10 protein-coding genes are annotated in these 11,192 nt (G+C 65.4%); 5 read left to right on the top strand and 5 right to left on the bottom strand.

Annotated features, from left to right (window positions below; translation table 11 throughout):
- Positions 1-61: 61 nt before the first annotated feature.
- Positions 62-706 (top strand): PEP-CTERM sorting domain-containing protein, encoded by a 645-nt coding sequence (locus ACREB4_RS02235; protein ID WP_431586561.1) that lies wholly within the window; start codon positions 62-64, stop codon positions 704-706.
- Positions 707-780: 74 nt separating this feature from the next.
- Here ACREB4_RS02235 and ACREB4_RS02230 read toward each other — a convergent pair whose 3' ends face one another.
- Positions 781-1,992 (bottom strand): alpha/beta fold hydrolase, encoded by a 1,212-nt coding sequence (locus ACREB4_RS02230; protein ID WP_431586560.1) that lies wholly within the window; start codon positions 1,990-1,992, stop codon positions 781-783.
- Positions 1,993-2,159: 167 nt separating this feature from the next.
- Between ACREB4_RS02230 and ACREB4_RS02225 the strand changes: the two genes are divergently transcribed.
- Positions 2,160-3,194 carry a septal ring lytic transglycosylase RlpA family protein gene (locus ACREB4_RS02225; protein ID WP_431586559.1) on the top strand — a complete coding sequence of 345 codons (1,035 nt, stop codon included), beginning with the start codon at positions 2,160-2,162 and terminating at the stop codon, positions 3,192-3,194.
- Positions 3,194-4,063, top strand: a complete 870-nt coding sequence (locus ACREB4_RS02220; RefSeq protein WP_431586558.1) for a DMT family transporter — start codon at positions 3,194-3,196, stop codon at positions 4,061-4,063. Before ACREB4_RS02225 ends, ACREB4_RS02220 begins: the two co-directional genes overlap by 1 nt.
- Before the next feature lie 31 nt (positions 4,064-4,094).
- Here the strand turns inward: ACREB4_RS02220 and hemE are convergent, their stop codons facing one another.
- Positions 4,095-5,201, bottom strand: a complete 1,107-nt coding sequence (gene hemE, locus ACREB4_RS02215) for a uroporphyrinogen decarboxylase (RefSeq protein ID WP_431586557.1) — start codon at positions 5,199-5,201, stop codon at positions 4,095-4,097.
- Between the two features lie 116 nt (positions 5,202-5,317).
- Here hemE and ACREB4_RS02210 point away from each other — a divergent pair, with 116 nt between their 5' ends.
- The gene (locus tag ACREB4_RS02210) at positions 5,318-6,688 is read left to right on the top strand and encodes a hypothetical protein (RefSeq protein WP_431586556.1); all 1,371 of its coding nucleotides are present in this window, start codon (positions 5,318-5,320) and stop codon (positions 6,686-6,688) included.
- Between the two features lie 10 nt (positions 6,689-6,698).
- Here ACREB4_RS02210 and ACREB4_RS02205 read toward each other — a convergent pair whose 3' ends face one another.
- The 3 genes from ACREB4_RS02205 to ACREB4_RS02195 all read right to left on the bottom strand — a co-directional run bounded on the left by ACREB4_RS02205 (position 6,699) and on the right by ACREB4_RS02195 (position 10,370).
- A complete protein-coding gene (locus ACREB4_RS02205) occupies positions 6,699-7,796 on the bottom strand; it encodes a hypothetical protein (RefSeq protein ID WP_431586555.1) in 1,098 nt (365 codons plus the stop codon).
- Positions 7,797-7,858: 62 nt separating this feature from the next.
- Entirely contained in the window at positions 7,859-9,493 is a 1,635-nt protein-coding gene (locus ACREB4_RS02200) for a GH3 family domain-containing protein (RefSeq protein WP_431586554.1), read from the bottom strand.
- 1 nt (position 9,494) lies between these two features.
- Positions 9,495-10,370 (bottom strand): hypothetical protein, encoded by an 876-nt coding sequence (locus ACREB4_RS02195; protein ID WP_431586553.1) that lies wholly within the window; start codon positions 10,368-10,370, stop codon positions 9,495-9,497.
- 210 nt (positions 10,371-10,580) lie between these two features.
- Here ACREB4_RS02195 and ACREB4_RS02190 point away from each other — a divergent pair, with 210 nt between their 5' ends.
- Positions 10,581-11,096 carry a GNAT family N-acetyltransferase gene (locus ACREB4_RS02190; RefSeq protein ID WP_431586552.1) on the top strand — a complete coding sequence of 172 codons (516 nt, stop codon included), beginning with the start codon at positions 10,581-10,583 and terminating at the stop codon, positions 11,094-11,096.
- The last annotated feature ends 96 nt before the right edge of the window (positions 11,097-11,192 follow it).

Below are 11,192 nucleotides of genomic sequence, written 5' to 3'. Positions count from 1 at the left end.
AGGAGCCTTTTTTATGACACAAAATCTGCGAAAAATAGCAGTGGCGGCGGGACTGGCGGCGATGGCAATTGCCTCTTCGGCCAATGCTGCTGTTGCGAACCTTGACAGCTACACCTACAGCTTCAAGACGTTCTACGACACCTCGACCATTGCCAACGTCTTCGACACCAAGACCTTGGACTATTCGGTGGCCTCCCTGACCATCACGAATAACAAGAACAGCAGTGGCGTGATCACGGGCGTGACCGTCAAGTTGACCGAGAACCTGACGGCGTTCCCGCAAAAGACCACGGCCGGCACTTTGGTGGATGGCCTGTGGCTGAACGGCACCTGGGGCAATGTGGCTGGCGGCGGTGTTTCCGGCGGCGCCACTTTCCTGAGCCTGCCCACCATTTTCCGTGATGGTGGCTACATCTACAACGGCAGCATCAACTTTGCGGGCACGGGCATCACCGAGGGCAATTCGGCCACGTTCACCATCACGGGCAATGGCGTGACGGCGTACAACTTCGCCAAGTCCAGCAACATTCCCATGATCGAACTGTCTGGCGTGGGTGGTGCGTACAACACCTTCCTGTCGGGTGGCAAAGTGTCCTTCATCGGCACGCTGCCCGCCGCCATCCCCGAACCCGGCACGTACGCGCTGATGGGTCTGGGCCTGGCCGGTGTGGCCTTGGTCAGCCGCCGCGCTCGCCGCGCTGCCTGATTGATCAGCACGAGCTGTTCTTCCTCGTTGAAAAGCCCCGCTCTGGCGGGGCTTTTTTCATGGGCCAGCGAAAGTCAAAGGCTGGCCACGAATTCGCCCACCACCTCTGAAAAAGCCAATGGGTTCTCCGCGGCACTGAGGTGCGCACATCCACTCAGGGTGACCAGCTGCGCCCGGGGGATGCCCCGCGCCAGCACCTGGGCCATGTCCAGCGGCGTGCTTTCGTCTTTCTCGCCCGCGATGACCAGGGTGGGCACGCGGATCTGGTTCAACTGCGTGGTCGTGTCGATCTCGCAGATGGCCACCGCGCAGGAAATGTAGCCTTCCGGGTCGGTGGCCTCCAGCAGGCGCTGGTGGCGTGCCACGGCAGCAGCCTGGTGCTGGCGGAAGTCTTCGCTGAAAAAACGGGCCATGGTGCCGGTGCTGATGGCGCTCAGGCCATGGGACTCGACCGTGGCGATGCGTTGGCCGATGGCGGCGCGGCCCGCTTCAGGGTAGGCACTGGTGGTGTTCGACAGCACCAAGGCCTTGACCTTGTCGGGGTGGCGGATGGCCAGTTCCTGGCCGATCATGCCGCCCATGGACAGTCCGACCCAGATGACGGGCTCCTGGGCGATTTCGTCGATCAAGCGCGCGGCATCGGCCGCGAGTTCGGCCAGGCTCAGCGGGTCGTTGGGGATCTGTGAACGGCCGTGGCCGCGGGTGTCGGGGCAGATGACCCGGCAGGTGGCGGCCAGGTCGTTGGCGACGGCGTCCCACATGCTGCCGTCTTGCCCCAGGGCGTGGCTCAGGACCACGGTGGGCGCGTCTTCGTGGCCATTGCGCGGTTCGCGCACGGTGGCGTGCAGCTTGGGCCGGGTGCTGGTGAAGACGCTTTTGCCGACGCCCGGGTGCCAGGCATCGGTGGCAGGGTGGGGTGGTGGCTCGATGCCCAATTCTTTCATGATGCCCAGGGCGCGGGCGAAGCCGGTGTTGGCGGCGGGTACCCCTGCGTAGATGGCGATCTGGATCAGGGCTTCGCGCACTTCTTCCACGCTCAGGGTGTGGGCGTTGCCAGGGGTGAGGGCGCCGCGCAGGTGGATCTCGAACTCGTCCCAGCGGCCCAAGGCGCTGGTCACGGCCAGCACGATGATGCGGCGGGTCTTCCAGTCCAGGCCGGGGCGGCCCCAGACGCCATGCCAGGCGTAGTCGGTGATGAAGTGCTGGAACTCGGCGTTGAACTCGTTGGCCTTGGCCACCGACCTGTCCACCCAGGCATCGCCCAGGGCGGCGCGGCGGTTGCGCATGCCTCTCTCAAAAGGGTGGTCGAAGGGGTGTTCGAGGGCGGAGGACATGGCAGCGCAGTTCAAAGTTCGATGCCTTCATTGTGCCGCGCTTGCGGGCGATTTCGCGCCTGATGAAAACCCGTTTGGCCGTTTCAAAGTGTTCGGCAAGGTCGTGTATGGTGCGGGCCATGCTTGCCTTCGCGTCCCGCTCGTTTTTTGCCGCCTCGGCCAGCCTGCTGGCTTTGCTGATCCTGGCGGGGTGCGCGTCCGGCCCGGGCCCTTCCGGCGCCCGTTCGCCTTCGACGCCCGGTGGGCGGGATGGCCCGCCCGCGGTGAGGCCGGCCGACCTGGCCAAGACGCCCGATCCGGAGCCCCGGGTCGAGCCCATTCGCCAGGGCGGGCCGAACAAGCCCTACACCGTGCTGGGCCAGAGCTACGAGCCCATGGTGGCCGACGTGCCTTGGAAGCAGCGCGGCCTGGCGTCCTGGTATGGCCAGAAGTTCCACGGGCGGCGCACGGCCAGTGGCGAGTTGTTCAGCCTGTATGGCCTGACCGCCGCGCACCGCACCCTGCCCATTCCCAGCTATGTGCGCGTGCGCCATGTGGCGTCGGGCAAGGAGGTGATCGTGCGGGTCAACGACCGCGGCCCCTTCCATTCCAACCGTGTGCTGGACCTGAGCTACGCGGCGGCGCTCAAGCTGGGCATCGTGTCCATGGGCAGTGCCGAGGTCGAACTGGAGCGCCTGACCTTCGACGACATCCGCACAGGCGCCTGGCGGCGCAACGCCACGCCTGGCACGGCGGAGGTGCCTGCCACGGGCGATGACCCCATCACGGCGCTGGCTTCTTCGAGCACCTCCACCGTGGTGACCCCCACGGCGGCCGTCGTGGCACTGGCCTCGCCCCCGTCCGACACGGGCCAGGCGGCGGCCGACACCACGCCCGTGGCGGCGTCCACTTCGCCCGACCGCGCTTACACCCCGGCGGCCCGTGGTTTCTGGGTGCAACTGGCCGCGCTCGGCCGGCGCGATGGCGTGGACAAGTTGCAGCAGCGGGTCAACGCCGAACTGGCGTCGCTGGTGCCGTTCATGGCGGTCTTCAAGGAAGCCGCCTTGTTCCGCCTGCAGGTGGGGCCTTACGAAAGCCGCGAGCAGGCGCAAGGCGTGGCGCGTGCCGTGCGTGAGGCGCTGGCCTTGACCCCGATGGTGATCGAGCGACGCTGATGCCTTACCTCGCGCTGGTGTGCAACGCCATGATCTGGGGGCTGTCTTGGTGGCCCTTGCGGCAGCTGCAGTCCATGGGGCTGCACCCTTTGTGGGCCACGGCCATCTTCTTCGTGATGAGCGTGTGCCTGATCCTGCTTTGGCGGCCATCGGCCCTGGGCGTGCTGATGCGCACGCCAGCGCTGTGGCTCCTGGCCTTGGCGGCGGGTGGCACCAACGCGGCCTTCAACTGGGGCGTGAGCATCGGCGAGGTGGTGCGCGTGGTGCTCTTGTTCTACCTGATGCCGGTGTGGGCGGTGTTGTTGGCCTGGCTCGCGCTGGGTGAGCGGCCCACGGCGGCGGCCCTGTGGCGCGTGGCCCTGGCCTTGCTGGGCGCCGTCCTGGTGCTCAAGCCCGCCGATGGTGCCTGGCCGGTCTTCACGGGGCTGCCCGATGTGCTGGGCATCGTGGGTGGTCTGGGCTTCGCGGTCAACAATGTGGTGCTGCGCCGCCAGGCGCACCAGGACACGTCGGCGCGGGCCTTGGCCATGTTCACGGGTGGTTTGCTGTTGCCGGGCACCCTGGCCATGGTTTTGTCGGCGCAAGGTGCCATTCCACCTTTGCCGTCTTTCGATCCGCATTGGCTGCTGGGCGCCCTGGCCCTGGGGCTGGCCATGTTCTGCGGCAACATGGCGCTGCAGTACGGCGCCTCGCGCGTGCCGGTCAGCATCAGCTCGGTGGTCATGCTGACCGAAATCGTCTTTGCCGCGGGCTCGGCCGTGTGGTGGGGCGGCGAGGTGCTCACCGCCACGGTGATGATCGGTGGAGGGTTGATCTTGCTGGCGGCCGTCCTGGCCACGCGCGAGAGCACCTCGGCCCACGCGGCGTGAAGCAGAAGAAGGCTGACCGGACTGGCTGGCCTCAGCCGCGCTGGCGGCGCGAGTGCTCGTGCACCGTGTCCACCAGCACCGACACGTGCTCGGGGGGGGTGAACTGGCTGATGCCGTGGCCCAGGTTGAAGATGTGACCACTGCCATGGCCGGGCACGCCGAAGCTGTCCAGCGTCTTGATGACTTCGGCCCGGATCTGATCCGGGTTGGCGAACAGCACATTGGGGTCGAGGTTGCCTTGCAGGGCCACGCGGTTGCCCACGCGGGCGCGGGCCTGGCCCAGGTTCACGGTCCAGTCCAAGCCGACGACATCGCTGCCGGCATCGGCGATCTGGTCGATCCACAGCCCGCCGCCCTTGGTGAACACGATGTGCGGGATTCGGTAGCCTTCGTGCTCTTTCTTGAGTTGCGCCAGCACCCGGCGCGTGTAGGCCAGGCTGAATTCCTGGAAGGCACCATCGGCCAGCACGCCGCCCCAGGAATCGAACACCATCACCGCTTGCGCGCCGGCCTCGATCTGCGTGTTGAGGTACAGGGCCACGGCGTCGGCGTTGATGGCCAGGATGCGGTGCATCAGGTCGGGGCGCTGGTACATCAGGGTCTTGACCAGTCGGTAGTCGTCCGAGCCGCCGCCTTCGACCATGTAGCAGGCCAGCGTCCAAGGGCTGCCCGAGAAGCCGATCAGCGGCACGCGGCCCACGCCGTTCTGGTCAGACAAGGCCTTGCGGATGGTGCCGACCGCGTCAAACACATATCGGAGCTTGTCCATGTCGGGCACGGCCAGCTTGGCGACAGCGGCTTCGTCGCGCACCACGTGGGCGAACTTGGGGCCTTCACCGGCCGCGAAACTCAGGCCCAGGCCCATGGCATCGGGCACGGTCAGGATGTCGCTGAAGAGGATGGCCGCGTCCAGGTCGTAGCGTGCCAGCGGTTGCAGCGTGACTTCGCAGGCGGCCTCTGGGTTGGTGGCCAGGCCCATGAAGCTGCCGGCCTGGTCGCGCGTGGCGCGGTACTCGGGGAGGTAGCGCCCCGCCTGGCGCATCAGCCACACGGGCGTGGCATCGGTGGGCAGGCGCAGGCAGGCCCGCAGGAAGCGGTCATTGGCCAGGGAGGGGAGCTTGGGCGTGGCGGTGGTCATCCCGCATTGTAGGCAGCGGCGTCCGTTGATCGAAAGCGGGCTTGCGCGGTAAATGTGCATTGATCTCCGCACAAGTCATAAGGTGGTGGCTGGCTGCCTTCTGGCAGGATCTCCCCATGGCCCACGCAGTCGATGACACCACTTACCCTCTCAACCGGACCGAGCATGGCTACGCGGCCATCGACGGCGCGGCCGGCACCATGGTCCAGCCCTACCTGCTCCGGCTGAACACGCCCGTGGCCGAAGCCGACGTCCGTCGTGCCATGCGCTCGCTGGTCACGCACCACCCGCGCCTGCGGGGCGTGGTGGCGCCGGGCAAATACTTTTGCCGCCTGCGCATCCTGCCGGACGACGAGTTGGTGGACCAGCTGTTCAGCGTGGCGTACCGGGTCGAGGCCCACATCGACGCCTTGGACGGCACGGCGCTGGAGGCCTACCAGAACCAGATGCTCAACGAGGTGATGCCGCTGGAGCGGGGCTTGAGCTTCCACATGCGCTTCATCCCGCACATGTCCACGCCGGTCATCTTCATCTGCCTGCACCACCTGTTCGGCGATGGCCGCACGTGCATGCAGCTGGTGGCCGATTTGCTCAAGCTGCTCAACGGCCAGGCGATCGACATGCAGCCGGTCGAGACCCCGTCGATGGTCGGCGCGGCGGCGCCCGCGCATGGGTGGCAATGGCCGGTGCAGATGTGGCGTTCACGCCAGCACAAGGTCAACGAAGCCAAGCGCCAGGCCGGCCTGCACATCCAGCAATTGCCGATGCGCGTCACGCCGCACTTCTCGGTCAACGCGATGCGCCACTACCGCGTCAGCGTGGGGTCGGCCGTGCTGAGGCAGGCCGCGCGCAAGCTGGGGGTGTCGCTCAACACCTTCATGGTGTCGGCCGTGGCGCAGAGCTTCCTGGACCTGGCCAAGGACGATCCCCAGGCCGCCGCCGTGATCCGCATCTCGGTGGACATGCGCAAGCACTATCCCGAGTCGCGCGGCTTCGGCCCGCTGTGGGGCAACCACGTCGGTGCCTTCCTCGTGACCGAAGACGACCCGCGCAAATCATTGCCCGAGCGGGTGAAGTCCGTGGGCGCCCACGTCAAGGAGGGCCTGGACCGCTTCACCCGGCGCGAGATGTTCTGGACCTACCTGCTCGAAGAGTCCATGCCCCTGCTGGGCCGCACGCTGATCGGCCACATCGCCCACCAGCTCAAGCGCAAGAACCGCTTCCCCAAGATCAGCTGCCATTGCACCAGCCTGGGCGACGTGAGCCACATCAACGCGCCGGGCGCGGCCATCAAGGTCACCGAGTTCATCCCCATCGTGACCAGCATCGCGCTGCTGATGGTGATGACCGAGTTGGACGGCGTCTTCTACATGCCCGTGTCCTGGCAGCGCAGCGACAACACGGTCGAAGAGATCGACGCCTACACCGCCCGCCTGGACCAGACCATCGTCCGGCTGGTGCGCGAGGCGGGCATCGATCCCGCCTGACCCGCTTCGATCAGAGGCGGCCCAGCTCCACGTACAGTGGCCGGTCGTCGATGCCGGGGCGCGGGTCTTCGCCATAGCTCAGCCAGAAGTGGCTGGAGAACAGCTTCTGGCGCTTGTAGCGGCGCGGCACCTCGGCCAGCGGATCGGTCTGTGTGATGCCGATGGCCAGCGCGTCGTACTTCTGGCCCTGGTTCGCCATGATCCAGTCGATCAGGCCTTGCAGCACCTCAGGGTCGTCCTTGGCCACCAGGATGTTGTACAGCGACAGGTAGTTCAGCGTGCCACCAATGGCGGGCAGCTTGAAGCCGCCAGTGACGCCCACGTACAGGTTGTACAGCGGGCGCAACAGCTTGACGATGGGCTTGAAGCCCACGATGCGCGTCTGCTTGTAGGCCTTCTGGTTCCATCCGGCCAGGAAGCCGATGATCTCGCCGTTGCGCGTGGCCAGGGCGAAGTCACCGATCGACAGGCCCGCATAGTAGGGATCGCCCGCCACCAGCTTGCTGAAGTCGTACACCGGGTAACCGTTGCGGCGCGGTGCCTCGCGGTCGAAGAAGGCTTGCATGGCCGGCACATCGGCCGTGGTGGCCGCGCGGATCTGCACGCCGTTGGGGATGCGCGGCTTGATCTTGCGCGTGAAGATGAAGCTGGTCTCGATCGCGTGGCTGATCCAGTAGCGGAACAGCACGCCATCGGCCGAGTTGGCGGCGGCGTCCAGCGGGGCGGTGTTCTCTTTCAGCACAATGCCCTGCAGCAGGTCCTCGGTCGAGCGGAACTTCTTCTGCTCGATGAACAGGTTGGACGCGATGCCGCGGCGGCGGTAGAACGGATCAACACGCGTGTCGCCCGAGTAGTACACGCGGCGCTTCTTGCCACTGATGAACAGCTCGCGGCCCGAGATCACCGTCAGGCCTGCCAGCACGTCGGGGCGCTCCGAATCGTCGGCCACCGTCAGGACGAACTCGTCGCCGATCACCTTGGCGCCCACGAAAAAGTCCGGGTCCCGCTGGAAGCACATCTGCGCCACACCCGGCATCGTGATCTTGGTGATCAGGTCCTGCATCTTGGCGTTGTCGGCGGGCGTGCCCAGTCTTACGGTGATGGCCATGGCTTGATGAGAATGAAGCTTGAGTTGAGTGGATTCTGAAGCAGATCAGCGCGTCGCAGCGCTCAGATGGTGACCGCGTCCAGCACGTCGCGCAGCACGGCCGGCACTTCTCCACGCCAATGGCGCAGCGGTTCGATCTTGATGTTGCCTTCGATCATGCCGCGCACACGGCACTGGTCGAGGTAGATCTCGCGCATGTGGGGCAGGGCGATGCAGGCGGCGGGTTGCAACTGGCCCAGCTCGCGCGCGAGCTTGTAATGGAAGTTGCCTTGCAGCGCCTTCTCAAGCTGGATGGACAGCGACTGCTGCAGCGCATCGCGGTCGACCTCGGGCGCGCATTCCACCAGCAGCACGTAGCCGGGCGACTGGTGCGTGCTGTGGTCCAGGGCCAGCAGGGTCACGGGCAAGGCATTGCCCATCAGCAGGCCGTCCTGCACCTGTTGCGCCGTGGTGGCGCTGATCTTCTCGCCCACCAGGTCCACGCCGTCGTTGCGGCCCAGGAAGGTGAAGCAGGGCACCTGGCCCAGGTGGCCATCGACCCGGATCACGTCGCTCATCTTGTAGCGCGAGAAACCGCTGCCAGTGGTCATGATGGGAATCACGTCCTGGCCTTCGCGCAGTTGCCATGGGGCCAGCACGCGGCCGTCCTGCGCGTCCTGGAACTCGTAGAAGTGGCTCAGGTAGGACAGCGGGTACCGGCCCTGGAAGGGAAAGGTCACGACGCCTTCGGTGGCCCACAAGCCCTTGCCCTGGAAGTTGGCGTGCGGCATCAGCGACTTGAGCTTCTGGGCCCAGGGAGCTGCGGCGGCCGTGTCCCACGCGCTGAGCACGGCCAGTTGCGGCCACAGCTTGGCGAAGAACTCGGCGTTCATCGCGCCATTCCACTCGCGCAGCAGTTGCGCGGCACGTGGCGACTGCGGGCACGGCAGGCCGGCCATGTGCGAAGTGCGTGCGCCCCAGTGGCCGCGCGACAAGGCATCGGCCAGCTCCTCGCGCCAGCGGCCCATCTGCTCCAGCAGGCCCAGGCCGAAGGTGGGGCTCCACACCGAGATGAAGCCCAGCGCCTCGTCGGCCACCAGGTAGGCCAGTGTGGCGAACAGCGAATCGTCCGAGGTCTCGGCCAGCGCAATCTCTTGCGGCGCGGCTTGCGTCAAGTAGGCCAGCAATCGCTTGCCCCAGGACAGCATCTTCATGTCGTCGTTGATGTCGCCAGCGGTCTGGCTGCGCATGTCGGTGGGGATCCACGACAGCGACCAATAGTGCGTGCCATTGGCCTGCCCGGGGAACTGGCGGTACAGGTCGCCCACCCAGGCCGTGATCACCTGGTCCAGCTCGTCCAGGAACATCTTGGTGTAGGGGATCCACTTCACCGCCGAGGTCGAGCCGCTGGTGGGCTGGTAGCGCATCACCGGCGAATCGATCAGCAAGCTCTGCTTGCGCTCGCGTTGCTGCAGCAGCAGGTCGGCGTAGTCGCTGTAGGCGGTGACCGGCTGCTGGCGCGCGAACTCTTCCCAGGACCAGTCCGCGCGGATGCCGCGCTTCTGGCCTTCAGGTGACCGCGAGGCGGCCGACAACCAACGCGACAGCCTGGCGCGCTGGATGGATTCCAGTTCGCCAAGATGCCGTTCAAAACGGCGCCGGCCTGGAGCGACCAGCAGTTTGAGAAGGTGGTGTCCTAGGGTATGACTGGCCCCCATGTCAGGAGGCCTTGGTCCGCTCGATCGCCTCGTCGGCGTCCACGTCCAGCCATGTGTTCCTGTCGCTGTTCGATGAGGCTCCGGCCTGGCGCTTGGCCAGTTCCAGACCTTCCGGGCGGTGCGTGCCCAGGATGTGCTTCTTGATCCACTTCCATGGCACGTCGACGATGGAGCGGAACAGGCTTTCGTAATCGCAGGCGGCCAGGCAAGGCACCTCGGTGCCACGGCGCCAGCTCGGGTTCACCTTCTCGAAGAAGGCGATGTGCGGGTTGGCGGCCACCAGTTCGGGCGTGATCGAGGCCACGTCGCCTTTCAGGCGCACATAGCTTTCGCCGAAGTCCAGCAGCATCTTCTCGCGGTCGAAGGCATCGGGGAACAGCTGCTGGCAATACGCCTCGGTGACGCGGCGGTACTGGTCGTCCTTGCCATTCACGTTCGGGTAGTAGTTGTAGAAGTTGTTCGTCATCAGCAAATAGGTCTTGTAACCCTTGGAGATGAGGAACCAGTAGAACGGCACGAAGGGGCGCTTCAGACGCTCGATGATCAGGCGGCGGTAGAAGGTGTTGGCCAGGGCGTTGTTGCCCCAGTAGGCTTGCTCGATGATCGTGTCGCCGCTGAAGATGCCGCGCACGCGCTTGCCGTCGACCTTCAGGTCGAAAAAAGTCTGGGTCGAGAAGCCCACGATCTGGTCGTCCACGGCGCGTGTCACGAGGATCACGCCAGACTTCTTGGACAAGTCGCTCAGGAAGACGTCGAGCGAGGTGTTCTCGTAGTACTTCGCGTACAGGTCGTACATCTGCTTGATGTTGGTGACCGTCACGGAGCTGATGGGCCTGAAGAAGGTGCTCACCTTCTCTTTTTTGATTGCTGCGGACATAAAAATCACTCCACCGGGGCGCCCAGGGTCAGGACAACAAACCCGGCAACCTCCCCGATGGCGGAGGTGTGTGGGGTCGGCTGGGAAACAAAATGTTGCAATTACTTGCCTGTTGATCAGGATGCCGCTCTTGTCCAAAATTCGGCATGGGGCTTGCCCGAGGAGACCCCCCAATCGAGGGGGTTGTCCGATATACACTGACCATCACACATGGATGCTTACACCCCCTCAATTTTCCTGTGCGCCGCGCAAACTCAACAAGACTGGGAGCACGCCGCCGACATCCTGGCCGAGTACGGCGCCTCCCTGGGGGTGGACCTCGCTTTCCAATCTTTCGAGGGCGAACTGGCCGACCTGGCGGGGAGCTATTCGGGCGCCGATGAAGTCTTCCTGCTTGCCACGGTCGATGACGCGGTGGCTGGGTGTTGCGCCCTTCGGGCCCTGGCCGATGTGGACGTGGCCAATGCCTGCGAAATGAAACGCCTGTACGTGCGTCCTGCCTTCCGCGGTTTCGGCTTGGGGCGGATGCTGGTGGAGACCTTGATGCACCGAGCGCGCGAGTCCGGCTTCGGCACCATGTTCGTGGACACCCTCAGCGACATGGAGGCGGCCCGGGAGCTCTACAGCAGCCTGGGCTTCGAGCCCACCGAGCCTTATTACTTCAACCCACTGCCCGGGGCGCACTACTTCCGCGTCGACCTGGATGGGGCGATCAGCCGCTACTGATCCAGTGTGGTTCGACCCGCGCTTGAGGGGTTCTTGTCTTGTGTATGACGTAAGACTGGATTCAACATAAGTAAGCGCGTATAATCTTTAGGTTTT

This window comes from Aquabacterium sp. (assembly GCF_050725395.1).
GTDB lineage: Bacteria > Pseudomonadota > Gammaproteobacteria > Burkholderiales > Burkholderiaceae_C > Aquabacterium.
This window is presented reverse-complemented; position numbering and strand designations above follow the sequence as displayed.